Genomic DNA, 25,860 nt, shown 5'->3' with positions numbered 1-25,860 from the left:
ACCCATGATGCAATGAAAGCTGCGAGCTTTGAATATATTGAGGTGTTTTATAATCGAACACGGCAGCATTCGACATTAGGTTACCGCTCTCCCGTTCAATATCTGGAAGACTGGATGAAGAAACAAAATCAAGAGAATCTCGCTGCATGACATTCACCTGATGGTGAACTAATTATCGAGGGAAGCTCAATTTTTATTGTTTTACCGTTTTCCGGTAGCCATCGTCCAGCGTTTTGAGGAATGCCAGCAGATCCTGCATTTCTTCTTCAGTCATCGCTGGCTTGTCGCTCTTTTTGCGGTTAAATGGTGCCGTAAAACGATCCACATTTTCTTGGTATTTTTTAGGTACATCGTTATACATCACGATTTTCCCATTCACTTTTGGATACCATTTTTCTGGCTTGATATCACGCTCAGCATAAAAATGAATCACATCATCGAGACTCTTAAAAACACCGTTATGCAAAAATACCTGACGGGTCGCCACATTGCGCAAGGTTGGTGTTTTAAACATACCGCAGTAACTAGTTTCTTTACTCAGATCCTGACGCGCTGGACCGCATAGTCCGAGATCGAAATACGCTGCATTTTTATTGGCGGGTATGTCCGAGTTACGAGGGGCACCGATTGCTTCATATCCATAATCGGTAAATTGTGCAGGGCGTCCGCCACCGCCGATACGGTCGATATGACATTTGGCACAGTTACCTTTACCTGGATCATGAAAAACAATAAAGCCGCGCGACTCGGCGTCGGTGAGCTGTGCTTCTCCAGAGACGACAGCGTCATATTTGCTCGTATACGGATGAAAACTATAGTCTTCAGTCTGAAAAGACTCCAGCGCATTGCCTGCTTGCTCCAATGCCAATGTGGCATTCTTTAAGGCATCCGCACCGAACACCTTGATAAATTCAGAAGCAACCGGACTATGCTGAAGCCTCTCCGTAAAACTCTCTGCTGTGAGGTTGGCCATTTCATTGGCAGCTAGGAGTGGTACCGCGGCCTGTTTGCTCAGCGAATCTACTGCGCCATCGTGTGTAAAACCACCGGTCGGGCCTTCATCTTCAAGGCCTTCACTGGCAGGCAAATAAAAATGACGCGTAAATTTTGGTGTAAAGCCAAGATAGCGCAACGATGGTACGGCTCTGGTTCCCGCTTGCTGCATATCTGGTCCGCCAAGCTGAACAGCGAGATTATTCGCTGGTGCATAGGCGTGGTCGGGTTGGTGGCAGGTAGCACACGACATCTTTCCTGATGCCGACAACGAAACATCAAAAAATAACTGTTTACCTAATTGTGCTTGCGGGCTTAATGGTGTTTCTGGGTTTGGATAATCAACCCAGACTTTTTTTGCAGCAGCAGGCTGCTGTGGATGATTCGCAGCTGGCTTGACAGGTGCTTCTGTCTGTTTATGGCAGGCACTTAACAATAGCAATACCGAAAGAACGAACGTTTGACGACGAGTACACATAACGACCAACCTCAACAATAAGAAACTTGTGAAAACACATTGCTGTGCAATGCTTTTCGCGCCATACCATTCTGGTACGTCAATTTTTTTCAGAAATTTCTGGAAAAGAAAAACGGAGTCAATGCCAGGCATTCACTCCGTTTGATGTCACGACAAGGGATTAGAAATTAAACATCGTTGTCAAGTCGCCAATGGCACCTGCATTTGCTGGCAGGTAAGGATTGGTGCTCATCATTGCTGGATTTGGCCGGTTGTCACGGCTGCGATTAGACAACGGCGACAATTTCCAGTTGCGCTCGATAAACTTCATCACCGACGTATGATCGTGATAAGTGTGATCAATGTAGTTAGTGCGTGCATAAGGCGATACGATCAGGAATGGAATACGTGGGCCATCACCAAAGAAATCGATGTTCTGAATCGCACCTGTATCAAAGTGTCCACCACCTTCATCCGTTGTCACAATAATCGCTGTATGCGCCCACAATGTTGGATTAGCTTTTACCTTCGCAATCAGATTTTGTAAGAAGTATTCATATTTCGCTGGTACAGAATAACCTGGATGACCGCTATCGAGATTTTTCGGAACAACAAATGATACCGCTGGCAATGTGCCTTTTTGGACGTCGCTGAAGAACGTTGTTAAGCCCGCCAGACCTGCTTTTAGCGTTGTCGACGTCATGACATTTTTAGAGGCCACCAGTGGATCGCCGATCGCGTTGTATTGTGCCGCCTGCGCTACCGTAAGAGGAACACCAAACGCTGCAGCATCGCTCGTCACATCCGCTAATTCACGCCCGCCGGTATACCATTTCCATGTAACACCTTTGTTTGCCAATGCTTCGGCAATGGTTGGCACAGTTTGTGGTGGGTAGTTGTAATTATTTGTTCCGATAGGCTGAACGTTACCATTCATATCGTAACCTGGTGCATAGTTGTTGACCAGGTAGTACTTGCCGGCGTCACAGTTACTTGTTACACCATTTTTCGTCAGAACTGACAGGATCGAAGCAACACCTGGTTGCGTAGTATCCGAGCAGTTAACGTAAGAACCGCCGCTATAGCCGTCTTTGATGTAAAAGTTAGCCGTACCTGATTGCGGGTTTGGATTTTCGATCTGATTGGCGGGCGGTACGGCAATCGTGCCGTTGGTGTTGAAATAGGGAACGTCAGCAGTTGCCATTGCAAAGAAATTCGCACCAGTGCCACCCATGATTGACTGATGATAATTGTCACTCAGTGCATAAGTTTGAGCCAATGAATTGAAATATGGCGCATCGCCCGTCGCCATATTGAAAAACCCCATCAACTCGCCACCTTGCGCTGGATTCGCTGCTGTGACGCCTTGCGTATCACCACCTTGACCAGTGTTGGCGGCAATCCATGTAAACATGTCGAGCTTCGCATTTGTGCCGCCCGTTTGTTGCCACATTTGGAAGAAGCGATGTACAGGATCACCTGTCGTTACTCCGAGCGGATTGGTTGCAGTGACGCCATAAGGAACATAAGACGTGATCTGGAATGGTCCACTAGGTAATGTCGCTGGGAACCGGGTGTCGGCTGTTCCACCCAAGGTCTGAAAGCTTAGCGTTAATTCACCAATCTGTAACGGTTGTGGCAAAGTTGGATAGGCTGCGCCACGTGTCGGGGAAACAGTATAAGTACTCTGAGCTGCGCCCTGATTTTGTAACGCCAGCGCAAAATTAGGACCTGGTGTGCCGTCTGCTTTAATAATGCCTTGTGACAGCAAGTTCTTGATAGTTTGCCCTTGTGGCGCAGAATAGGCACCAAAAAGACCGTCAAAGGTTTGATTTTCGCCGATCACCACGATCACATTGGTAATTGGCGTCGTTGTCGCGCCTGTCGCTAATGCAGTGAGTGAGGTCACTGAGTTTGTAGGCACGGTGGTTGACAAGGTGCCTGTTGCTGGCACATTTAATACTGTTTTATTGGCATCCGTACCAATACTGATCGTGCCGTTGTGAACATTAAAACGGGAAAGATTGAACAAGTTATCCAATGGGTCTGCAGTACCTGCTTTATATGCCGTTGAGCCGATTGGATCAGTCGTCTCTGTTGTCGGAATTGACAACGCCGTATAAACAGGCTGTAACAAGGTACTGAAAGTTTGCTCGGCAGCAGTAATCTGAGCGCCACTGATTTTCGCTACTGTCGCAGCAGCGACTGTGCTACTCGTTGGAACAATGCCGATGACGCGCTGAGAGATCAATGACGTCAGTGGATTTAGGTTTGCCTGTACTGCGACGGTCTGACCAGAAACAACGCTCGGGCTAATCGCGGCAGACAGCACCGCAGGCGTGCCATCGACGTCAGTATAAGGTGCAGTCAACAAATAGGGTGCCGTGCCAGCCAGGCTTAGTACGTAATGCCCAGCAGCATCTGTCACTGCAGAGGTCGTAATGGTACCGGTCGCATCAGTCGCGCTAATAACAACGCCAGCTAATGGATATCCAGCAGCAGCAACACCTGTCACACTGACGACACTGGAAGAAGTCGTATTACTGGAAGACCCTTTACTGCAACCGGCGGCAAGTGCCAGTATCGAACACGCAAGCGCGATCGAACGCAATTTCATCATTTCACATCTCCGTTGAGGAAAGTTTTTGTTAACTGTATAAAACACGATAGTCAATATCATCTGTGTTAAAGCATTGTTTAACGTGTTGTCGCAAGTATCAAAGACCTAGCCAACATTGTTTGTGCAAAGGATGCCCGTGCCAGAATAATGTTGAGTTAGTCCTGAAGTCAGTTGCTAGTGTCGCGAGAGTTTGTGACAAGCGCATGAAAATGCTGGAATTTTTTTCATATTAGAAACGCATCTCTATTTAAACCAGACATTTTCGCGTCCTAAAGATCTACTACCTAATTCGCAATGTATCGAAATAAATTTGAATTGAAGATGATTAGGCAAGCAATCAATAGAAATAGGCGTGGAGCGGCTTACAATACCGAGAGCGAAGCTGATGCCGCTCAGGTCAGATCACATACAAACGTTTGACTGCTCTTATTGCTTTTACTGTTCTGTTACACATGTCTATCAAAAAAAATCCTTTTCATCACAGCAACCGTCATCAAGGTCAATATGATTTTGAACGCTTGCGTCAGAGCACCCCTTCGCTAACACCATTCATCAGCCTGAATCAACATGGACAGACCAGCATTGACTTTGCCGATCCATTGGCGGTTAAAACACTCAATGCGGCGATTCTCAAGACGGACTACGGCATTACTGAATGGGATATTCCTGACGGGCAGCTTTGTCCACCAATACCTGGGCGCGCCGACTACATTCACTATCTGGCAGACCTTTTGCGTCAGAGTCATCAGGGCAAACTCCCAAAAAAACAGCGACTGACCGTCCTAGACATCGGAACTGGTGCCAGTGGCATCTACCCTCTGCTGGGTGTCGCTGAGTATGGATGGCATTTTGTTGCCTCAGACATCAATGCCGATTCACTCAGCAATGTCCAGAAGATACTCGATAGCAATCCGGCGTCTTCAAGCCAAATTACGCTGCGTTTGCAACACGATCCAAACACGATCTTTAATAACATCATCGCGCCTGACGATTGGTTTGACCTGACGATGTGCAACCCGCCTTTTCACGGATCTTTAGCAGAAGCGCAAGAAGGTACGCAACGAAAATGGAATAATCTCAGCAAAAAATTTACAAACGATTCAGCTACACCCGTCTTAAATTTTGGTGGTCAAGGCGCTGAACTGTGGTGTCTAGGTGGAGAGCTGGCGTTTATCGAGCGCATGATCAAAGAAAGTACGGCCCTCTCAGGACGTTGCTTCTGGTTCACTTGCCTAGTTTCCAAGTCGGCCAATCTGGCGCCATTAAAAGTAATACTCAAGCGTGTTGGCGTACAAGAGCAACGTGAAATTGCAATGGCACAAGGAAATAAACAAAGCCGCTTCCTAGCGTGGACATTTTTAACACCGGTCCAACAAACAGGTTGGAGGAAACTTCGCTGGTAGTGCAGGTAACGCAACAAGGACGACACCACTCAATAAAACTATTTGCTCAAAAAACGAATGAACATTTCTCCGCATACACTTGTCATTGCCATGACACAGTTATCAGGCACATTCGACAACGCAGGATATACTTCTGAGAGTGCCAAAAACCTCTAAAATGCATTTGATTAATATCAAGATTACGTAAAAAATAATTCGTTAAAAAAATTTTTTGCCCTGTTCGAAAGCCATGTAGCAAAATTTAGTCGAGAACTGAAATTAGAGAAATTAGTCTAAATTTGATTATTTTCCATTCAACATCGTCTAGCTGTATGCAACATCAAAAAAATTAAATATATGGCAATTTTTTTGTGCGGTTTTTTCGCAATTTTCAGATCACCTATGCGCTGAATTTGGTATTTAAATTATTCACAGCACATACCCCGACTGGCTTACAATCTGGGTCGCCTTCATTCTGAATGACGGCTTCACCCACTGAAAAAAACCGGACTTGGGTGTGACCTTTAAGCTCAATGTGTCAAGGATAGCAATGAAACGAGTAGATGATTTCCGCCTGAAGCTAGGCAAAGATGAACTGGTTCCTATCATGATTGGTGGGATGGGTGTTGATATTTCCACTGCAGAATTAGCACTGGTGGCGGCACGTCTCGGCGGTATTGGTCACATTTCTGATGCGATGGTACATGACGTCACTGACCGTCGTTTTGATACCAGTTACATCAAAGAAAAAACGAAGTACTACAAATACAACATCAATAATAGCGACAAGACTGACATCAAATTCAATCTTGAGCATTTGGCTGATGCGACTCGTATGCATGTCAGTAAGACCATGGAAGCCAAGCAAGGCACTGGCATGATTTTTGTCAATTGCATGGAAAAGCTGACCATGAACGGTCCGCGTGAGACCCTGAAAGTACGCCTCGAAGCAGCGCTGGATGGCGGGATTGACGGCATTACCTTGAGTGCAGGTCTGCATCTGAGTTCGTTTGGCCTCATGGCTGAGCACCCACGTTTCCGCGAAGCAAAGCTAGGAATCATCGTTTCTTCATTGCGCGCATTGCAATTATTCTTGCGTAAGAACGCCAAAATAAACCGTCTGCCTGACTATGTTATCGTCGAAGGTCCGTTAGCTGGTGGCCATCTGGGTTTTGGTGATGACTGGGCAACTTACGATTTGCAAACGATTATCACAGAAATTGCTGCTTATTTAAAAGCCGAAAACTTGGATATCCCACTGATTGCCGCTGGTGGTATTTTTACTGGCAGCGATGCAGTCTCTTTCTTGGAAAATGGCGCATCCGCTGTACAGGTGGCGACCCGCTTTACCGTCACGAACGAATGCGGCTTGCCAGATGACGTAAAGCAAGAATACTTTAAAGCCAGCGAAGAAGACATCGAAGTCAATCATATCTCGCCAACGGGCTATCCAATGCGGATGTTAAAAAATACCCCTGCCATCGGTGACGGAATTCGCCCCGGCTGCGAATCCTATGGTTATCTGCTCGATGGCAACGGTAACTGTGCGTACATTACCTCATACAACCGCGAAGTCGCCGCGCACCCTGATGCCAAAAAAGTAGTTGTCATGGACAAAACTTGCCTGTGCACGCACATGCGTAACTTCAATTGCTGGACCTGCGGACAAACTACGTATCGCCTCAAAGATACCACCCGCAAACACGCAGACGGCAGCTACCAATTGTTGACTGCAGAACATGTGTTCCGCGATTACCAGTTCAGTACCGATAACCGGGTCGCGTTGCCGGAATAAATCTGGCGCACCATAACGTACCGATAAATACGACGAAACGGCGTTCAGAATAATCTGAACGCCGTTTTTTTATCTCTTTAAAGCATGAAGTAACGTTATCCAATGCAAGCAACAAGGTAGGGCTGGGTATCCCGTCTTCGCGGAGAAAGACTACTTATGGAGCAATCATCACTCCGCATACCAATACCCCTGATTCACCCACTCAAGCAATGCTGCAACAAACCCTGAGAGCTGCAAACCACCCTCCAACATCTCCTCATCCACTTCATCGTTATCACACAAAGCAATTACCGACTCGCGTGCTGATGAACCAAACTCGTAGCGCTGTCCGTCGACGTAGCAAACACCCTGATCAATCGTCTGATCCAGATAGAAGCACCGCAAGCCCCCCGTCCGGCGTAGACCTTCGTTTTGCAACAGATCAAGCAAATCATCCTGCGTGATCTCATCCTCCAGTGCCTGCAAATCAAGCTCGCATTTTGTTTTAGATAAAAAACTACCCACAAAATCAGCCATCACCAGCTCATCGTCCAGAACCGCCTGCATTTGCGCTTTCATCAACGCCATGTCGCTCCGATTAATATGCCCTTGTTCCGTATGTAATGGCCGTCCGGCATCGCTAATCAAGGCGGACCCTAATTCGTTATCGATCAGGTGATCTGCCAATCCGCTGAGCATGTCGCGCGCCGACTTACTTCGGAACCCGACAGAAAAACTCATGGAGTTTTCAAGGCAAATGCCGTCATGTGGAAAACCAGGTGGGATGTACAAGATATCGCCCGCGATCAGTTCAGCATCAATGATCGCGTCAAAAGGCGCTGTGTGCAGCAAAGCTGGGTGTGCAGCAAACTGACGATGATCGCCACGCTCACCGACCCGCCAGTGACGCCGACCAGATCCCTGACAGATAAAGACGTCATACAAATCAATGTGTGGGCCAACGCCGCCACCGTTGGTGGCATAACTGATCATCACGTCGTCCAGACGCCATTTAGGGATAAATGAAAATGCCTGCACCAGATCAGCCACATCCGGCGACCAGTGATCGACTGCCTGCACAACCAGCGTCCAGTCTTTTTTCCCAAACCGGCCATAACTCTCAAAGGGGCCAGACTCCGCCTGCCAAGCGCCGTCCTGCTTATAAATCAAGCGCGACTCAATCTGCGGCTCACACGCCAGGCCAGCCAACTCGTCAGGCCGGATGAGATCATAAAAACCCGGAAACCCCTGACGGATCAGGACTGGTTTTTTCTGCCAATAATGAGCAAGAAATTCTTCGATGGAAAAGTCACTGAGCTGGAGTGTCAACATGGCTAACAAGATGAAGTACGCTAAAGTACTCTTGTAGCATGCCCAGGGTTATCAGCATTTCGGCTAGATCAAGCTTTACGCAAAAAAAGGGAGGCAGAAATAGCGCACTGACTGTGCTTATTGTCTCTCAGTCACTATTCACCACCTTGAATAATGATCTTCGGTAACACCCACCAGATCAGCAATCGCCCGTGCTGGCGCATCCACATGCGCCCTCACCCAACCACGAAAAGTCCCAATGGGCTGAATATAACGACTCGCCGCAATCAGCAGATTCTTATTTTCCTGCCGACATCCTTCTGGCTGAAAATACACGTCCAGTAAGCCATCATCCGTTGTGATATGCCAGATACCCATGGGACATGCAGGATCAAATTCAAAGCGTGCTGCACCTAAAGCAATCAGTTCACCATCGAGCCAGAGCGCATTTTCGCTTTCCCCAAAATAACCTGCCTGCAAGTTAAATCCGATCTCCAATTGATGTGCAGAAGCCCAGCGCCATGCCGTTTCGCGTGCTAGAAAACCATTGCTGTAATCGCTACTGCCTATGCCGCCGTCCAACAAAAACTGGCGTCCAGCAACATCGACAACACCCTGCAGCGGGATGCCAGACGATTTCACCGTTGCATGCACGCTACCGCCCTCAACTGGACCAATCGCTGTCAGACTAGGTGCCGCCTCTCGTAGACAAAACGCGGCGTGAAGTGAGAACTTATGGCAATCGACGTCAAGGATCGCTTCGCCGTCTGTCGAGATGCTAAAATCAATGCGCTTACCTAAACATTGAAAATGGCTGGCAGCACCATGTGAAGGGCGATTATTCACGTGTGCGGTCATGCCGGGCAAGCCATCCTGCGAAAAACGACCAATCAACTGTTTCTGCTTCCTGTCAAACACATAAGCGAAGGCGGTATTTGTCCAGCCGACATCAACGATAGCAACGCCACAGAAAATCTCCTCCGTCGCCAATGCCAGATATTGCCAGCGCTTATGATGCGTGCGTCGCCACCACCGACTACGCTGATACGGTGCACCCAGCGCCAACCAGTCGATCTCAGCAATCGCACCGGTATATTTTCCAAATGCGACCTGCCCTGCGGCATCAAGTACATGAGCGGGAACTGGCAGTAGAGACACAGCGGACATAACAACACTCCTCGATGCAGGATGAAGAAAAATGGTTCATTGTGCATGATTCGCGTAGAGCAGGAATTCCAAAGCTGAGACACGCATTAACTCCCTGATAGCGCCAGAATTTGCCGCAGGGGATACAATGGCGGGAAATTTATTGAATGAGCAACGATGTCAACCCTACTTGCACGCCCGCTGGCCTTTGTCGACCTGGAAACTACAGGCACGATTGCAACCCGTGATCGCATTACCGAAATCGCGATCGTCACCTACGATGGTATCAAGGTTGAGCGCTGGAGCCAGCTCCTGAACCCCGAAGCACCGATTCCCCCCTTTGTGGAACAGTTGACTGGCATCAGCGATGCCATGGTCGCGGATCAACCTACGTTTGCACAAGTCATTGACGATGTACTGGCAAGATTACAAGGTCATATTTTTGTCGCGCACAATGCCCGTTTTGATTACGGCTTTCTGAAGAACGAATGTAAGCGCTTAGATCAATCGTTCCGCTCAACGGTGCTATGCACCCTCAAATTATCACGCAAATTGTTTCCGCAATTTGCCAAGCATAATCTCGACAGCATTATGGAACGCCACCAGATCACGGGAGAAGGTGATCGTCATCGCGCTTTATGTGATGCGGATGCTATTTATCAATTCTGGCGTACCTTAGAAACCTCGTTACCAGAAGATCAACTGACAGCGACAGTCAAAGAACTCACTACCCGTTCCAGTTTACCACCGCATCTGGATGCTGATATTGTCGACCAGTTACCTAAAGGTTATGGCGTTTATCTGTTCTACGCAGAAAACCGTTTGCCGCTTTACATCGGTAAAAGTAACACCCTGCGCCAGCGCGTGTTATCGCATTTTTCTTCTGATCACGCAATCGCCAAAGAAATGAATATCTCTCTCCAGGTGCGAGATATTGAATGGATAGAATGTGAAGGCGAAGTCGATGCCTTAATCACCGAAGCGCGTTTGATCAAAGAAAAGCAGCCGACGCTCAATCGCCAGTTACGTCGTAACACCGAGTTCTGCTCCTGGCGCTTGGTGGATATGGGATCGGGTCTATTGCAGCCACAACTAGCGTATGGACGCGATCTAGATCTCGGGCGACAAGAACAGCTGTACGGCCTCTTTAAAAGCGGTGCCAGTGCGCGTGAATTTTTATTGCAAGCGGTAAAACAATTTCAATTGTGTGCGGCAACGCTGGGGTTAGAAAAAGGTGGCGCAGGCAAGCCCTGTTTTGCGCGTCAGTTAAAGCAATGTAAAGGTGCCTGTGTCGGCCAAGAATCGCCGCTCCAACACAATCTGCGACTGATCGAAGCACTCGGCGAAATGAAGCTAAAAGCGTGGCCGTTCAACGGACCAGCCACGTTCAAAGAAGGGAACGTCTATCACGTCATTGAAGCCTGGTGCTATCTTGGGCGTGCCAAAGATGAGGCTGAAATCCAGACCTTGCTGGAGTCGGGCAAACCCAGATTTGACCGAGACACCTACCGTATCCTGGTCAAATATCTGAATCGCATGCAGCCACTGAATTTGAAGAACTTAGCGTAAAGCAGCAGCAGTCGATGTGAGACTGCCATCCGATGGTAAGGCGGGCACGTCGATCAATCTCATGACTAACGGATACACATCGACATTATCAAATGCTGGCAAGCTTACATGCTGTTTGAAGGCAGGCCCGTTAGCGATGAATAAAGCACCCATTTCTCTGGTCATATTGTCATAGCCATGAGAACCACCGTTGGCATGAATTTTGGGATCTTCAGCGCCAAAGATGAGCCAACCCACGTCGGCCAGACAGACAATCGCTGGCACTCGTGGATGTTTACCATACTGATAACGGGCTGGAATATCCGCTTTATTCCAGCATGCCATGTGGTCATGTTTTTTGACCAGCGCCTTATTAACCAGGGACGCTTGCCCCGGAAGTGGATCAATCCCAGCATAAGTACCCGAGGTGACCAACTTGAAGTTGCTCGTGGCGATGAATTTGTCCAGATAAATCACCCGATCAGCACTCGTTGATGCCATGCCATGGTCGGATATAATCACGATATTGGCTGTGATCTGGCGTGCCGCAAGCCCAGCCATTAAGCGGTTCAGGGCCTGATCGACTTTTGCTACCGCCTCGGTCACCTGCGACGAGTCAGGACCAGACTCATGTCCGGCGTGATCGACGTCATCAAAGTACAGCGTAAAAAAACCAGCGCGTTGTGCCGCGGGTTTATCCATCCACCCCAGCAGCACGTCAACCCGACTTGCAGGTGGCAGCTTGCCATCAAAGGGGCGCCATTCGGTGGGGCGAACACCCTGAATATCTGATTCCGTACCAGGCCAAAACATCGTTGCGGCATGCACGCCGTGCTTTTCAGCAGTAACCCATATTGGTTCAGCCTGATCCCACCAGCGGCGATCAACAACTGCGGCGTGATTTCCCAGACTAAAATGCTGATCTGGTATCTGCGGGTCGTCCATCGTATTGCCAACTATACCGTGGTGATCGGGACGCAAGCCGGTTACCAGCGTGTAGTGATTCGGAAAGGTAATGGAAGGAAACGACGGTCGCATCACATCGGCCAACACACCTTGATCAGCCAGCGTGCTTAAGGTTGGGGCTACGCCACGCTGCAAATACTCTGGCTTAAATCCATCAATCGATACCAGAATCACAGGTGGGCGTTGTGCTTGAGTGGTGCTCACTGGCACTTCTGGCGCCAAAGACTTCAAAGGTTGGTTGCAGGCAGCTAACATCCATACCAGTGACGCAGATAGCAGGTATTTCATTGTTGGACGAGTGATCATTTTATTCTGTTATACCGTTGATAGATAAGTGGCAAATTGTCCGCTGATCAGATGACAGGATGATTAAAAATTTGCCGCAAATACGCAAGAAAGGTCTCATCTGTGCATAAAGTCTTGCCTGCGGCATCAGACAGTTTCGCAACCGATTGTCCGTTACACGATGTGAGCTTCATGACGATGTTTAACGGCGCGATGCCCGTGTCATTGGTGAGATTGGTACCAATACCGAAAGCCGGCATCGTGCGATCGGCAAAGTGACGGTACAAAGAAAATGCCGTATCAAAATCAAGTCCATCAGAAAATACCAGACGCTTGGTATGCGGATCAATCCGCAACTTCGCATAATGCGCCAGCGCTTTTTCTCCCCACACGACCGGATCGCCAGAGTCATGACGCAAACCATCAAATAATTTCGCAAAATACAAATCAAAATCAGCGAGAAAAGCATCCATTCCAACCACATCAGTCAAAGCGATACCAAGGTCACCGCGATACTCCTGCACCCAATCTTCTAATGCTGCTTTCTGAAAATCGCGTAAGCGCACGCCAAACGCCTGGTAGGACTGTAAGTACTCATGCGCCATTGTACCGATTGGGAATAATTTGAATTTTTTTGCGAGATACACATTAGAAGTCCCTTTAAAAAATTGCGGAACTTCGCGTGCCAGTGTCTCGATCACTTCATCATGCCACTCACCGGAAAACCGCCGACGCAAACCAAAATCGGAAAATTCAAACGGATGTGCGAGCGCTGGTTCTTTTTCAAATTCATGCAATCGTGCAATCTTGGCGGTAAGTCGCTGACGTGCCTCCGTTAGCGTTGTCGCTGTCTGCAAGCGCCGAAAATACAGTTCGTTGACGATGTGTAGTACAAAAATTTCAAAACCCATGACATGGACTTGCGGTCCTTTGGTGGTAATGTCGAGTTGATCACCATCGGTACTGACATGAATGAACTTTCTCTGAAAATGAAATAATGTCAAAAAATCGGTAAAGTCACTTTTGATAAAACGCAGTGATCGTAAATAATCGAGCTCTTCTTCGGTGAAGCGCAGCGAACACAAATAATCAATTTCACGCTCGACATCAGCGCATAGCTCAGCCAATGGATAAGCGGGGGTGTTACGGCAGACAAAGACATACTCGGTCTGTGCATCAGGATGCTTATGCAGCAATGCTTGCCACATGGTGAATTTATATAAATCGGTCTCTAACAGACTGCGAACAACTGGTTTCATTGATTTCCTTGGTCTTGGGGCTACGGTACCCGCACTTAACATCTGGTCTTGTGTTTGCAAGAAACCAATTGTAGATTGCATTAAGAAGCACTATTTATCATCAGCTCCGCGAGCACTTCTGCGGCCGTAGCGAGACGTACACCACGTGCCTGCATGTCGCTCAGAAACACCGTCTGCACGTCTTCAAAGCCAGCAACCGGACTCATACCATCCGTCACTAACACCAGCTTTGTTCTTTCTGTCGGCGACAGATTCTCGACAATATGCTCGGCACTGGCCTTCACACAGTGACTGCCTGCCTCACCAGCGATATAAACACGGTCTGAGTTACGTAAGCTTTGTAATAGTTGCTGGTTTAACTGTGTCTCCGGATCATTCGCATCCGGTACCTCAGCCATGAGGGCTGAATAGTGCTCTGTCCATGGATTAGCGCCTTTCGTCATTTTCTGAACTGAGGTGCAATGCACATCTTCCCAATGATTATAGGCCGCACGCACATCGACATGCACGCATTGCCCCCAAGACCCTATTTCACAATGTACAGGCCAAACCATCAGTTGGTAACGAGCGTTTTTTTCTAACGCATCCAGATAATCCAGAACTCGCGGTAACGCTTGCTGATCTCGTGGCAAAAACTGCCGTGCGCGGACGGCAGATGCTGAAATTTGTGTAAACGGTGTGACCGGCTGCTGATCCTGATTTACCCAAAAACCTGGATGCGCAATATCATAGCGGTGATGGGAATCCAATGTGATGCTGATCGCACTCAAACCAGCGCCACCTTGTCTAATCAACTGCGCTACCCGTTGCATATCTGCATGCGCGCCCGGTACTGCTAACGCTGGGATAACAGACTCACCACTCTCAGGATCCGACATCAGATAAGTAGCTGGCAAATCACAAAAATCATTTTGTGGATCGATGAGGAGCAAGTGGTAGTTCTTTTTCATGGTTGTGATCCTGGTTTCATTGTCGCATTTAACAACTGACAAAACTGGTATAGAGGACAAGCGCAAAAATTAGGGGGCAGCCGTCATTTTATGCCACTCTGACTGTTCATGTACGCCAGCAATCAACGTACTTCAAAAAACGGTGATGAGAAAACAAAAACGCCGCATCCAATAGCACGCGGCGTTATTCTTGACATAGAACAATAAAATGACTTTCCCCGTTTTTTGTATTAATGGATGGTAATGCTACCCTCGCCAATACTGACCTGTCACGGCAACATTATTCTTCCACTCTATGCAATACCGCCCAACGTGCCGCGCTAACACCTTTTTCTAAACTGATCCGACTGACGATTTGCTCCAGTTGTACTAAATTATTGGGTGAAGCAATCAGATCAGCTCGCACCTCTAATTGTCCGGCGATCGGAATATCTTCACTGTGCAGTGACTGAATCACCAATTGCGGCATACCATTGAGCATATGCAGCATCAGCGTTCGAACATGAACTTCGTCATCTGCCTGGCAGACGATAGAAAGGCGGTACATTTGTTCAACTTCGGTCGCACTGTCCATACTTTGCTTATTGATCATTTGGCCAACACTACGCAACAACAGATTTGCGCCCAGAATAACGCACGCTCCGATTGTCGCTTCTAACAGATGTCCAAGACCAGCCAATACCCCGATTGCGGCAGAACACCACAAGGTCGCAGCGGTATTGAGTCCTCGCACATTTAATCCCTCACGCATAATGACACCAGCACCGAGAAAACCAATTCCGGAAACAACCTGCGCCGCAATTCGCGCCTGACCATCGGAACTACCCGAGATCACGCCCACCGCTACAAATAGACATGCACCAGCAGCCACCAAGGCATTCGTCCGCAGGCCAGCCATACGTTGGCGCATCTGACGTTCAGCACCAATTAACGAGCCCAACGTCAGCGCCAACAATACGCGTATCGTAAATACATCCCATTCCATCATCGTTCATCTCCCCTCTTGAATTGAAGCCCGGCCCATCAGACTGTTACTTGCATGAGGCATACGGACACCGATCACTGATCAGCAATCCGGTAGCAATATCGAACAAAAATCTAGGGAATGGGAAACTGATCAAGAAATAATCAGTACGCCACAGCATAAAACCATCATTAGCCGCAGCAGAAGAAACCTACACGGCGTTAAGCGATGGCTGGCGAATGGCTGACCTATGCGCCCACACACAGCATTGATGCTGACAACTGCTACAGTCCACGGTGCCGTTCCTATAAAAAAATAACGGACGAATTGTAAGCGCGATAAATTTTATGTGTCAATGCAACCTCCGGTGAATCAAACGAGATTACCTTGCAAAAACATCACGCTTCGTCTCCAGTCCAATGCAAAAGAACACATCAAACTGAAGCGAATTTTAAGTTATTTTTAAATAAATTTAAATTAATTTTTAGCAGTCTTATGTGTCATCACCATGACAATTTATAGAATTTTTTTTGTTTATAAATTTGTTGTATTCCTTTCGTGTGCACCTTCTGTTCACGAATTCGTCACAATCGGTTGCTAGACTTCGCCGCGTTGATCTCTGGACCAAAACTTGAATAGAAGCAGTTACAAAATACTGCTCAAAAAATTCATCGATCAAATAGTTCAATACAACGATGCGCAATTAAGACGACACCGTTTTTTTATCTAAATAATTTGAAGGGAACTTCTTGTGGCAAACTATTTCCGACGCACGCCGATCTACCTCGTTTTGATGCAGGCGTTCGCAGCACCCGCTTTTGCAGCAGCAGTCGCAACGCCAGATCCAACGCCAGTTGCAGCGCCAGTCGCTGACACCACAACGGTAACGATTGTTGGCGAAGGAAAAACACGTCAAGTTCAAGACATCACCAAAGAAGATTTGATGAAAGTTGTTCCTGGTACAAGCCCACTGAAAACATTGGATAAATTACCTGGCGTCGCATTTGAATCTGCGGATCCATTTGGCGCTTACGAATGGTCGACACGTTTTAGCGCACGCGGTTTCAATCAAAATCACTTGGGCTTCACATTAGACAACGTACCGCTGGGCGACATGAGCTACGGTAACAACAATGGTTTGCACATCAGCCGCGCTATTTCGTCTGAAAATATCGGCCACGTTGTGTTGTCACAAGGCGCAGGCGACGTAGGCACAGCGTCTACCAGCAATCTGGGCGGTACAGTGCAGTTCTACTCCTCTGCACCAACAGATGAATTTTCGCTGACTGGCGCACAAACTTTTGGTAGCGATAGCACTTCCCGCACCTTTGCCCGCGTTGACACAGGTTTGTTGTCCACTGGCACAAAAGCTTATCTGAGTGTGACACGTCAGCGTGCTGAAAAATCCAAAGGCAGTGGCTCCCAAGATCAAGACCAATTCAACTCAAAATTGGTACAAAAATTAGGCGACAACAATAAACTGTCGGCTTTCTTCAATTATTCTGATCGTAAAGAAGTCGATTACCAAGACGTGTCTCTCGAGATGGTTAACCGTCTCGGCTACAACTGGGACAACTACGCACCCGATTGGCAACGTGCAGTCAATGCCGCCAAGAAGATCTACACTGGCGGTGTGAATAGTCTGGACGACGCTTACTACCAAGGTAGTGGCTTACGTAAAGACAGTCTGATTGGCGCAACCTTAGACAGCAATTTGTCTGATGTCATCGCATTAAAAACAACCGCGTATCATCATAGCGACCAAGGTCAGGGTCACTGGTATACACCATACGCGCCATCCACTAATGGTTTGCCAATTTCTATTCGTACCTCTGAATATTCCATCAGCCGTAACGGTTTATTGTCTGATCTGACATGGGAACTGGGTCAACATACGATCAACGCTGGTTTTTGGGCAGAGCGCAGTCTGCACACGCTGTCACGTAACTACTACGATGCGACAGGTGGGCAGGATACGAACTACTTCCTGAGCAACCCAACGAGCGTTGTCTTCAAACAGAACTTCACGACAGACACAACACAGTTCTACGCACAAGACACAATGAGTCTGATGGACAACAAACTGAAGCTGAATTATGGTTTCAAATCTCCAACAGTCAAAATTAACTCTGTCAGTGTTGTTGGCTCTCGTGCAGCGGGTGACCTCAAAGCGTCTAAAACCTTCTTGCCACAAGTTGGTCTGAACTACGCGTTGACAAAAAATGATGAGTTGTTTGCCAGCGTGACACAAAACATGCGTGCATTCCAACCAGGTGTGGATGGTCCATTCTCACAAACGCAAACAGCGTTTAATCTGGGTCAGGCAAACCTGAAACCAGAAACATCCACAACACTGGATACGGGTTATCGCTTTAAACGTAATGACTTCGTCGGCTCCGTCGCTGTTTATTACACGAAGTTCAATGATCGTTTGTTATCCGTTGCGACATGTGCAGGTATCGTTGGTTGCCCAAGTACATTAGTCAACGTCGGTTCCGTCGAAAACAAAGGTATCGAAACAGCCCTGTCCTACACTGTAGCAAAAGACGTCACATGGTTTAACTCGTTCACTTACAACGATTCTAAGTACAAGTCTAACTATGTTGACGGTACAACGACGGTCAATATCGCTGGTAAGCAAGTGGTTGACGCACCAAAAGTGATGTTCAAAACTGAATTGTCTTACGACACACCAGTTTGGTTCGCACGTACTGGCGCCAAATACACGGACAAGCGTTTCTATACTTACACCAATGACGCAAGTGTGCCTTCGTACTGGATCGTTGATCTGTCTACTGGCTACAAGCAAAAATCATTGGCAGGTCTGAAAGACGTGTCAATCCAGTTGAACGTACAAAACCTGATGAACAAACAGTACTACAGCACAATCGGTTCCAATGGCTTCCAAGCTTCGGATCCGACTGGTACAGCACAGACGTTGTTGACTGGCTCACCACGTCAGTTCTTCATCTCTTTCAGCGGCAAAATGTAATACTTGTTTGAGGTTGTAACAAAAAAAGCCGATGCCCTATGCGTCGGCTTTTTTCTCTCTATGGTACCAACGTGACTACGTTGCACTATGCATACAACTTCAGAACACAAATTCATACACTGTCATCAAATCGTCACGACAGTGTGAAACCATTCTCGCCTCGTTCGAAATTACGTAAAGAATATAAATGAATATCCTTCGTCGCACCACACTCTCAGCCGCCATGTTCTGCGCGTCTTTTGGACTGCTTACTCACGCCAGTTTTGCTGCCGATAAATTACGGATCCTGACTTGGGCGGATTACGTTCCCAAAGATGTTGCAGAACAGTTCACCAAAGAAACTGGCATCGCTGTTGAACTCACCCTCTCCAACAACGAAGAGATGATTTCAAAGTTACGGGCAACCGGTGGTGCGGGCTTCGATCTGGTACAACCAAGCCAGGACAGAATCGCGGGCCCAGCGACAGAGTTTGGCATTTATAAACCGATTGATTTTTCTAAAGTAAAAACCGCGCAGTTGATGCCGGATATGCTGGAAGCCACCAAGAAAGTCACAACCGTCAATGGTAAAACTTATGGTCTGCCATTTTTTTGGGGAACCGATGGTCTGGTGATGGCGAGCAGCAAAGTCAAGGTGGCTGACTACAGCGATTTGTGCAAGCCTGAATTGCGTGGCAAAGTGGCTGTACGCCTGAAGCGTCCGACACTGATCGGCATGGCATTTTCGATGGGGCTTGACCCATTTAAAGCCTACAGTAATCCTAAACAATACGAACAAATTATGCAGCAGGCTGGCGACAAGCTCATCGCCTGCAAGAAAAATCTGAAATATTTCTGGGAAAGCAAAGACCAGTTACTCAATGATCTGCGTACCGGCGAACTGCTGGCAGCCCAGATGTGGGACAGCGGTGGCTGGAAACTCAATTCAGACAATCCTGATCTGAAATTCATTGCACCAAAATCTGGCGCGCTGGGATGGGTTGATGGTTTTGCTATTCCGGCACGCGGTAAAAATGATGCAGCAGCCTACGCCTGGATTAATTTTGTGACCCGTCCAGAAATTGCAGGACGGATGGCAAAAGCAGCGCGTACGTTCACTGCCGTCAAGGACGCCGATAAATTTATGGATGCCAAAATGAAAGCGCAATTTAATGAGTCTTTCTCTGCCGATGCATTGAAAAACATTAAATGGTATCCGGCCATTCCAGCAGGTCTGGAAGAGTTGGACGGTAAAATTCTGGACAAAATCAAAGCCTCATAAATTCGATTTAACGATTCAACACATAGCGGAGACAGTGCTTGTTTCCGCTATCGTTCCAGATGCAACTCACTTACTTTTTTCATTATGCAGCCGTCTTCTTCTGATCTGATCGACCTTGATATTCAGGGCGTTTCAAAGCGCTATCAACTCAATGGCCAGATATTTACCGCCGTCGACAATCTGTCATTACAAATCCCTAAAGGCCAGTTTTGTTCGATTTTAGGGCCATCAGGCTGCGGCAAGACCACCTTGCTTCGCATGGTTGCTGGTTTTATTGAACCTGATGACGGCGACATCGTCGTCGGCGGAAAAAGCATGCGCGGGGTCGCCCCGAATCAGCGTCCGGTGAATATGGTCTTTCAACATCTGGCGTTATTTCCGATGATGTCCGTCGGCGAGAATGTGGGCTATGGTCTGGCAAGACGCCATGTCAAGAAAGACGAAATGAAGCATAAGGTCAAAGACATGCTGAGTCGTGTTGGCCTACCGGGCATTGAAGACAAACGCATCGAGCAACTCTCTGGCGGACAAAAACAACGTGTAGCAATCGCTCGTTCATTAGTGCTTGAGCCAACACTGTTATTACTAGATGAGCCACTCGGTGCGCTGGATCTGAAACTGCGTGAGCACATGAAAGTCGAACTCAAGCAATTGCAGGCGCAAATCGGTACCACCTTCTTGTATATCACTCACGATCAGTCTGAAGCGCTGGTGATGTCCGACATGGTCGCGGTGATGAACCACGGCAAATGCGAACAAATCGGTACACCACAAGATTTGTACTATCGTCCACAAAGCAGCTTTGTGGCAGGATTTGTTGGTAACGCCAATAAAATGTCCGGGCGCGCAATCACCGGCACAACGACTCTGATTTCTGCTGAAATTTCGGACAATCTGGCCTTATTCTGCAGCGCCAAAGAATCGTTTCATCAGGCACAAGATGTGCATTTATTTATTCGCCCTGAGGGGATTGCCATCAGCCGTCAGGCTTTCTCGGCTGACAGCTATCCAAACCATCTGCGCGGCACGGTTAGCAGTATTTTGTTTGATGGCGCCAATTCGTCAGTACTGGTACGACTGATCAATAGCGATCTCTCGTTACAGGTGTCCTTGCCACAAAATGGTCAGCTCAAAGATTTACAGAATGGCGATGAAGTTCATCTGGCGATCAGCGCTGATAACGTGCAAGCCTTTGCAGCCTGAGTGTCCAAATGATTAATAAGCAAAAAACTCTGCTCTTATGGCTATTACTGGCGCCAGCACTCATCTGGCTCAGTCTGCTGATCATCCTGCCGCATCTTGAAATGCTGACGCTCTCGCTGCGGACCCGTATCGCACCGCAAGAATACGCATTCAGTCTACGTCAATATGCGACTTTTTTTGATGAGCCCCTGTATTGGCATACATTCTTAAGAACCGCCACGTTGTCCCTATCAGCGACCGCCATTTCACTGGTGCTGGCATTTCCGGTGGCTTGGTATATCGCCAAAATTGCCGGCACTACCTCCAAGCCCTTATTACTGGCGATGGTGCTGCTGCCGTTTTGGGTCAGCGAAATGGTGCGTACGTTAGGCTGGATGATTTTGTTGCGCGGCAATGGTGTGTTGCCACAGTTGCTCTTTCATTTGGGTCTGACGTCTGAACCGATAGAACTGCTTTACAACGACGCCGCCATTTTGCTCGGTCTGGTGTATTCATCCTTGTTATTCATGTTGATTCCGTTGATCAATGCGTTAGAGACTTTGGATGTCAGCCTAATTGAAGCGGCTTATGATCTGGGTGCCAAACCATTTAATATCGTGCGCCAAATTGTGATCCCCCATGCTGCACCCGGCATTGCTGCCGGTACCATCATGGTCTTTATGCTGACGCTGGGTAATTACCTGACGCCGGTACTGTTGGGTGGGAAGAATTCAATGTGGTTCACGGAACAGATTTATACCCAATTTATTACCCGCTTTAACTGGGAACAAGGCGCTGCTTTCGCTTTCCTGTTGCTAGGTTTATCGACCTTCCTGGTCTGGTGTGGCCTAAAATTAAGCCGTCAATCTTTTACTGCTGTGATGAGACGTACATGATTCCAACGATTCCTCAGTCTGCCACCATACGGACATTGCGACTCACGTATGTCGCTGCTTTCTTTTTGTTTTTATTTATCCCGCTGATCGTAGTGGTGGCATTTGCTTTTAACGACGCCGCATATCCGATGCCGCCGTGGCATGGCTTTACGCTGGACTGGTTTTTAGCCGATGGCAATCAAGATCGCACTGGTTTATTTTTTGATCAAGATATTCAGACTAGTCTCTGGTATAGCTTCAAAGTTGCTGTGGCGGTTAGCATCATCAGCGTCTTACTAGGTACTTGTAATGCCTTTTTGCTGGAACGCTTTCGTTTTCGGGGTCAGCAAGTGTTATCCGTGATGATGTTGTTACCGCTAGTCATTCCGGGCGTGATTTTAGGTATTTCGATTCTGGCGCTGATGAGTCATATCGCCCAATTTGCAGAGGATATGGCGGGCTGGGATCTGGATTTTTTACGTCCGGGTTTGGTATTAGTCGCGATTGGACAAATTTCGTATATCGCGTCGATCACGACCTTAACGATCAGCGCCCGCTTAAAGCGCTTTGATGTCAGTCTCGAAGAAGCAGCGCTCAATCTAGGCGCCAGCAATTGGGCCATTTTCTGTACGATCATTCTGCCCTATCTAAAACCTGCCTTAGCGGGTGCAGCAATGATTGCATTTTTACTTTCATTTGAAAATTTTAATACGACCTACATGCTTACGGGCAGTGCTGCGCCGCTGACAGTGATGATTTATGGGCGGATGAAAGATGGTGCCACCCCTGTCGTCAACGCGATCAGTTTGTTATTGATGTTGGTATCGGCTGGCTTTGTGTTGGTGATGAATCTCAGAAAATCAAAAGCAACAACTAATTAACAAGTTACCGCAACGCTACAGATGCAATGGTGCGTCAGTCAACTTTGCATGTATACCATCATTAACGTTATCGTATATGTGCAACGGAGATGACTGGCGCTGTTTGCTGATGGTCTATTCATCGATCACTGAGGCCTTTGATCTGCCCTGCATTGAATGATTCTCAAGGCAACTATTCAGCATTTTTTAAAAATTGCTTTACGTTAATGCAAAGTAAGCTGACTTGTCCTACACTACGTTGTATACCAAAGTTATTAATAGCGTCCAGAAGTTGGCCAACAAATAAAAAGCTAATAAAGAATAACATGCTCTTCAACAAGTGCTATTGCTATTTTGCTTATTATTACTTTGGATGGAAGTTTATTCGGCATCTATCGATGTCAGGGAGAAAAAAATGAGTGTCAGTTCAGTCAACACCGCAGGCTTTAGCAGCCAAACGATAAGTAACAAGCCTGATCCTGCGCATGTAAAAAAAGCTGCTCAGCAGAATCACGACGTAAAAGATGCAGCGACAACGAATGCATCAACAAAATCGGCAACATCAGCAACATCAGCAGCGCCAGTTCAACAGGCCTCACCTGCTGCACTCTTAACGCCATCAGTCAACACCACCGGCCAGACTGTTGGGCAATTTGTGAGCGTCAAGGCCTAATCTGCCCTAACCGAGGGGGCGATCACCGTTTTTTGGGGATGCTGGGTCGCCATTTGTTTCAAATAAACCAATAAATCATCCAGTTCAATCTCAGAAATAATCTCTTCCTTAAATCCTGGCATCGACGATTGTTGCCAAGTCCGGACTGATCCCGGATCGCGAATCAATTTTCGCAAGGCTACCTCCTGAAAATACGCTGTCGGGTTCATGGGTATATTCAAATCGGGACCGATGCTTGCATCGCCGCCCTGATTCAGACGATGGCACGTCGCACAGTTTTTGGTAAATATCTGCAAACCACGAACCGCCGATGCGTAATTAATACCATCGCTGTGTGGTAACAATTGTGGATAACGGACCTCTAGTGGCATCGAGGTACTGATTTTTGCGATTTGATACGGCCACTGTTCGCCGGATACATGTGATTTTTCAGGCGCTACCCAGACCAAATAAAACGGGCCAGCACTGGGCTGACCTAGCTTTAATGCCGGCCATGGTTGCGCTGGGTCTTCGATTGCTAGCCAAGCTTGAGCAGCATCCCCCTGCGCTTGGATTAACTGGTCAGGTATCGTCGCGACAAAACCGTCCAACGCTGTAAATTGTAGAGTACCTTCGTTGGGTAAGCGTGGGAGAAGAGACTGTAACGGTATTGCTTGATACTTCTGCTGGCGATGATAAGAAACATCATCCGCAATAACGATCGTTTGCAATGCAGGCGATTGCAATAACGAGGTACGCGTCAGTGTATTGACCTGCCCATCTATTTGCAGCTGAAGAACAGGGCCCTCCGAAAATGAGGTGGGTATGTCTGATTTCATGAACGTACAAGAAGTAAGCAAAAAAGAGCTCAACAGCGCCATCCATTGAAAGAGTCTGACTGATAATTTTTTCATAATCGGATACACACCATAGATTGAAAAGACATACCTCACATTATCACTCGCTTTTTAAAACCAAGCTGCCTCTCTTTATCGATGAAAAAAGTAGATAATCAAGCATTTCATCATTGCCGCAGAAGGTTAATAAGAATTCATACGTTTTTTAAATGCGAATCACTTTTTTGATCATTTTCTTTCATCACAACTATCTGTTGATTTCCTCAAAAAATGTGCTGCACCGCGAGTTAAGGCACCATACAATGGCACCTCACAGCAGGAAATGATCGCAATTCAGATGAGCACAGAGGCACATCGCGCATTTTCAATGCACCTCTCTTATTCAATTCAATTAGATACACCATGAACAACACTGATTTCCCCGATGAACATGATAGCCCGCAATACAGCGCAGCTGAGCGGGCAAAAGCAACCTCGCGTAGCACCTGGACCAGTGTTGCAGTCAATATATGTCTGAGCGTCTTTCAGATTACGATCGGTATTATCAGCAAATCACAAGGTCTGATTGCTGACGGTATTCACTCACTGTCAGATCTGGTTGCTGATTTTGTGGTGCTGTTCGCAAGTCATCATAGTAAAAAAGATGCCGATGAAGATCATCCTTATGGTCATCACCGCTTTGAAAACGGTGCATCACTGGCACTGGGCCTGATTCTGCTGGCGGTGGGGGTCGGCATGTTGTGGTCTGCCTTCCTGAAATTACAGTCGCCCGAAACCGTTCCCCATGTACACCAGATCGCGTTGTGGATCGCAGCGCTTGCACTGGTATCCAAAGAACTACTGTTCCGCTACATGCTGGCCGTCGCCCAGCGCGTTAAATCCAGTATGCTAGTCGCCAATGCATGGCATGCACGTTCTGATGCGGCATCATCCTTCGTCGTTGCGCTGGGTATTATCGGTAACTTGGCTGGTTATCCGATTCTCGACCCAATAGCGGCCTCGATTGTTGGTTTTATGGTTGCTAAGATGGGCTGGGAATTTGGCTGGGAAGCACTCAATGATCTGATGGACCGTGCCGCGGACGATGAAGAAGTCCAAGCGATTCGCCTTACCCTCCAGGAAACGCCGGGCGTGATCGGTGTGCATGATGTCAACACGCGCAAAATGGGCGACATGATTGTGGTTGATGCGCATATTGAGGTGGATGGCGATATCACTGTCGAAGAAGGGCATGACATCGCTGTTGAGGCACGCAAACGTGTGATGCAGCATCATCGTGTGTTGAATCTGATGACGCATATTGATCCTTGGAAACGGCCGGATGGGGATCACGATGTGTAAGCGGCGACGCGGCAACTTCTGAAATGTTGTTCCAGCGAATGTTGGAATCGAGTGTCTTTGTTTTTGTTGTGTCAATTAATTTGATCGCCCTTCGTAGAACTAGGCCGGGAGTGGGCCAGCGACCACTTACTTTGTCTCAAGCGGACTGGGTGCAAACAGGATGGCAATAGTTACTGTTACCGTGA

20 protein-coding genes are annotated in these 25,860 nt (G+C 47.6%); 11 read left to right on the top strand and 9 right to left on the bottom strand.

Annotated features, from left to right (window positions below; translation table 11 throughout):
- Nucleotides 1–150: IS3 family transposase (locus ACO0KV_RS12580; protein ID WP_423042878.1), on the top strand; the 150-nt coding region annotated here is incomplete at its 5' end.
- Between the two features lie 43 nt (nt 151–193).
- Here the strand turns inward: ACO0KV_RS12580 and ACO0KV_RS12575 are convergent.
- Nucleotides 194–1,471: a cytochrome-c peroxidase gene (locus ACO0KV_RS12575; protein WP_423042874.1), complete on the bottom strand. Its 1,278-nt coding sequence runs from the start codon at nt 1,469–1,471 to the stop codon at nt 194–196.
- A 160-nt stretch (nt 1,472–1,631) separates the two neighbouring features.
- Nucleotides 1,632–4,070, bottom strand: coding sequence for an alkaline phosphatase family protein (locus tag ACO0KV_RS12570; protein WP_423042873.1), 2,439 nt, complete (start codon nt 4,068–4,070; stop codon nt 1,632–1,634).
- A gap of 452 nt (nt 4,071–4,522) precedes the next feature.
- Here ACO0KV_RS12570 and rlmF point away from each other — a divergent pair, with 452 nt between their 5' ends.
- Nucleotides 4,523–5,473, top strand: a complete 951-nt coding sequence (gene rlmF, locus ACO0KV_RS12565) for a 23S rRNA (adenine(1618)-N(6))-methyltransferase RlmF (RefSeq protein ID WP_423042872.1) — start codon at nt 4,523–4,525, stop codon at nt 5,471–5,473.
- A gap of 529 nt (nt 5,474–6,002) precedes the next feature.
- Nucleotides 6,003–7,247 carry a nitronate monooxygenase gene (locus ACO0KV_RS12560; protein ID WP_423042871.1) on the top strand — a complete coding sequence of 415 codons (1,245 nt, stop codon included), beginning with the start codon at nt 6,003–6,005 and terminating at the stop codon, nt 7,245–7,247.
- Between the two features lie 168 nt (nt 7,248–7,415).
- Here the strand turns inward: ACO0KV_RS12560 and ACO0KV_RS12555 are convergent, their stop codons facing one another.
- Both ACO0KV_RS12555 and ACO0KV_RS12550 read right to left on the bottom strand, forming a co-directional pair.
- Nucleotides 7,416–8,558, bottom strand: coding sequence for a JmjC domain-containing protein (locus tag ACO0KV_RS12555; protein ID WP_423042870.1), 1,143 nt, complete (start codon nt 8,556–8,558; stop codon nt 7,416–7,418).
- A 138-nt stretch (nt 8,559–8,696) separates the two neighbouring features.
- Nucleotides 8,697–9,704 (bottom strand): DUF2804 domain-containing protein, encoded by a 1,008-nt coding sequence (locus ACO0KV_RS12550; RefSeq protein ID WP_423042869.1) that lies wholly within the window; start codon nt 9,702–9,704, stop codon nt 8,697–8,699.
- Between the two features lie 156 nt (nt 9,705–9,860).
- Here ACO0KV_RS12550 and ACO0KV_RS12545 point away from each other — a divergent pair, with 156 nt between their 5' ends.
- A complete protein-coding gene (locus ACO0KV_RS12545; protein ID WP_423042868.1) occupies nt 9,861–11,252 on the top strand; it encodes an exonuclease domain-containing protein in 1,392 nt (463 codons plus the stop codon).
- Here the strand turns inward: ACO0KV_RS12545 and ACO0KV_RS12540 are convergent.
- The 4 genes from ACO0KV_RS12540 to ACO0KV_RS12525 all read right to left on the bottom strand — a co-directional run bounded on the left by ACO0KV_RS12540 (nt 11,244) and on the right by ACO0KV_RS12525 (nt 15,676).
- The gene (locus ACO0KV_RS12540; RefSeq protein WP_423042867.1) at nt 11,244–12,503 is read right to left on the bottom strand and encodes an ectonucleotide pyrophosphatase/phosphodiesterase; all 1,260 of its coding nucleotides are present in this window, start codon (nt 12,501–12,503) and stop codon (nt 11,244–11,246) included. The two genes, ACO0KV_RS12545 and ACO0KV_RS12540, sit on opposite strands and share 9 nt — an antisense overlap.
- A 47-nt stretch (nt 12,504–12,550) precedes the next feature.
- Nucleotides 12,551–13,741 carry a nicotinate phosphoribosyltransferase gene (pncB, locus tag ACO0KV_RS12535; RefSeq protein WP_423042866.1) on the bottom strand — a complete coding sequence of 397 codons (1,191 nt, stop codon included), beginning with the start codon at nt 13,739–13,741 and terminating at the stop codon, nt 12,551–12,553.
- A gap of 80 nt (nt 13,742–13,821) precedes the next feature.
- A complete protein-coding gene (locus ACO0KV_RS12530; RefSeq protein WP_423042865.1) occupies nt 13,822–14,691 on the bottom strand; it encodes a cysteine hydrolase in 870 nt (289 codons plus the stop codon).
- Nucleotides 14,692–14,971: 280 nt separating this feature from the next.
- On the bottom strand, nt 14,972–15,676 hold the full coding sequence (locus tag ACO0KV_RS12525; protein WP_423042877.1) for an MgtC/SapB family protein: 705 nt from the start codon (nt 15,674–15,676) through the stop codon (nt 14,972–14,974).
- A gap of 730 nt (nt 15,677–16,406) precedes the next feature.
- Between ACO0KV_RS12525 and ACO0KV_RS12520 the strand changes: the two genes are divergently transcribed.
- The 6 genes from ACO0KV_RS12520 (at nt 16,407) to ACO0KV_RS12495 (ending at nt 23,498) form a co-directional block, all read left to right on the top strand.
- Nucleotides 16,407–18,647 carry a TonB-dependent receptor gene (locus tag ACO0KV_RS12520; protein WP_423042864.1) on the top strand — a complete coding sequence of 747 codons (2,241 nt, stop codon included), beginning with the start codon at nt 16,407–16,409 and terminating at the stop codon, nt 18,645–18,647.
- 187 nt (nt 18,648–18,834) lie between these two features.
- The gene (locus ACO0KV_RS12515; RefSeq protein WP_423042863.1) at nt 18,835–19,908 is read left to right on the top strand and encodes an extracellular solute-binding protein; all 1,074 of its coding nucleotides are present in this window, start codon (nt 18,835–18,837) and stop codon (nt 19,906–19,908) included.
- An 84-nt stretch (nt 19,909–19,992) separates the two neighbouring features.
- Entirely contained in the window at nt 19,993–21,111 is a 1,119-nt protein-coding gene (locus ACO0KV_RS12510; RefSeq protein WP_423042862.1) for an ABC transporter ATP-binding protein, read from the top strand.
- An 8-nt stretch (nt 21,112–21,119) separates the two neighbouring features.
- Nucleotides 21,120–21,986: an ABC transporter permease gene (locus tag ACO0KV_RS12505; protein WP_423042861.1), complete on the top strand. Its 867-nt coding sequence runs from the start codon at nt 21,120–21,122 to the stop codon at nt 21,984–21,986.
- Nucleotides 21,983–22,846, top strand: a complete 864-nt coding sequence (locus tag ACO0KV_RS12500; RefSeq protein ID WP_423042860.1) for an ABC transporter permease — start codon at nt 21,983–21,985, stop codon at nt 22,844–22,846. Before ACO0KV_RS12505 ends, ACO0KV_RS12500 begins: the two co-directional genes overlap by 4 nt.
- 394 nt (nt 22,847–23,240) lie before the next feature.
- Nucleotides 23,241–23,498 carry a hypothetical protein gene (locus ACO0KV_RS12495; RefSeq protein ID WP_423042859.1) on the top strand — a complete coding sequence of 86 codons (258 nt, stop codon included), beginning with the start codon at nt 23,241–23,243 and terminating at the stop codon, nt 23,496–23,498.
- Here the strand turns inward: ACO0KV_RS12495 and ACO0KV_RS12490 are convergent.
- Nucleotides 23,495–24,316 (bottom strand): c-type cytochrome, encoded by an 822-nt coding sequence (locus ACO0KV_RS12490; protein WP_423042858.1) that lies wholly within the window; start codon nt 24,314–24,316, stop codon nt 23,495–23,497. The two genes, ACO0KV_RS12495 and ACO0KV_RS12490, sit on opposite strands and share 4 nt — an antisense overlap.
- A gap of 420 nt (nt 24,317–24,736) precedes the next feature.
- On the opposite strand from ACO0KV_RS12490, the gene ACO0KV_RS12485 reads away from it, so the two are divergent.
- Nucleotides 24,737–25,675, top strand: a complete 939-nt coding sequence (locus ACO0KV_RS12485) for a cation diffusion facilitator family transporter (protein ID WP_423042857.1) — start codon at nt 24,737–24,739, stop codon at nt 25,673–25,675.
- The last annotated feature ends 185 nt before the right edge of the window (nt 25,676–25,860 follow it).

Source organism: Undibacterium sp. RuRC25W, from assembly GCF_049339825.1.
In the GTDB taxonomy this organism is placed as follows: domain Bacteria; phylum Pseudomonadota; class Gammaproteobacteria; order Burkholderiales; family Burkholderiaceae_D; genus Undibacterium.
The sequence above is the reverse complement of the archived record's forward strand: the minus strand, read 5'-3'. Positions and strand labels throughout refer to the sequence as shown.

Bases quoted from the DNA above. Each gene is read 5' to 3' on its own strand.
- ACO0KV_RS12540 (WP_423042867.1), bottom strand. From the start codon at position 12,503: ATGATCACTCGTCCAACAATGAAATACCTGCTATCTGCGTCACTGGTA.
- ACO0KV_RS12495 (WP_423042859.1), top strand. From the start codon at position 23,241: ATGAGTGTCAGTTCAGTCAACACCGCAGGCTTTAGCAGCCAAACGATA.
- ACO0KV_RS12525 (WP_423042877.1), bottom strand. From the start codon at position 15,676: ATGGAATGGGATGTATTTACGATACGCGTATTGTTGGCGCTGACGTTG.
- pncB (WP_423042866.1), bottom strand. From the start codon at position 13,741: ATGAAACCAGTTGTTCGCAGTCTGTTAGAGACCGATTTATATAAATTC.
- ACO0KV_RS12570 (WP_423042873.1), bottom strand. From the start codon at position 4,070: ATGATGAAATTGCGTTCGATCGCGCTTGCGTGTTCGATACTGGCACTT.
- ACO0KV_RS12510 (WP_423042862.1), top strand. From the start codon at position 19,993: ATGCAGCCGTCTTCTTCTGATCTGATCGACCTTGATATTCAGGGCGTT.
- ACO0KV_RS12530 (WP_423042865.1), bottom strand. From the start codon at position 14,691: ATGAAAAAGAACTACCACTTGCTCCTCATCGATCCACAAAATGATTTT.
- ACO0KV_RS12500 (WP_423042860.1), top strand. From the start codon at position 21,983: ATGATTCCAACGATTCCTCAGTCTGCCACCATACGGACATTGCGACTC.
- ACO0KV_RS12485 (WP_423042857.1), top strand. From the start codon at position 24,737: ATGAACAACACTGATTTCCCCGATGAACATGATAGCCCGCAATACAGC.
- ACO0KV_RS12555 (WP_423042870.1), bottom strand. From the start codon at position 8,558: ATGTTGACACTCCAGCTCAGTGACTTTTCCATCGAAGAATTTCTTGCT.
- ACO0KV_RS12515 (WP_423042863.1), top strand. From the start codon at position 18,835: ATGAATATCCTTCGTCGCACCACACTCTCAGCCGCCATGTTCTGCGCG.
- ACO0KV_RS12505 (WP_423042861.1), top strand. From the start codon at position 21,120: ATGATTAATAAGCAAAAAACTCTGCTCTTATGGCTATTACTGGCGCCA.
- ACO0KV_RS12490 (WP_423042858.1), bottom strand. From the start codon at position 24,316: ATGAAATCAGACATACCCACCTCATTTTCGGAGGGCCCTGTTCTTCAG.
- ACO0KV_RS12545 (WP_423042868.1), top strand. From the start codon at position 9,861: ATGTCAACCCTACTTGCACGCCCGCTGGCCTTTGTCGACCTGGAAACT.
- ACO0KV_RS12575 (WP_423042874.1), bottom strand. From the start codon at position 1,471: ATGTGTACTCGTCGTCAAACGTTCGTTCTTTCGGTATTGCTATTGTTA.
- ACO0KV_RS12560 (WP_423042871.1), top strand. From the start codon at position 6,003: ATGAAACGAGTAGATGATTTCCGCCTGAAGCTAGGCAAAGATGAACTG.
- ACO0KV_RS12550 (WP_423042869.1), bottom strand. From the start codon at position 9,704: ATGTCCGCTGTGTCTCTACTGCCAGTTCCCGCTCATGTACTTGATGCC.
- rlmF (WP_423042872.1), top strand. From the start codon at position 4,523: ATGTCTATCAAAAAAAATCCTTTTCATCACAGCAACCGTCATCAAGGT.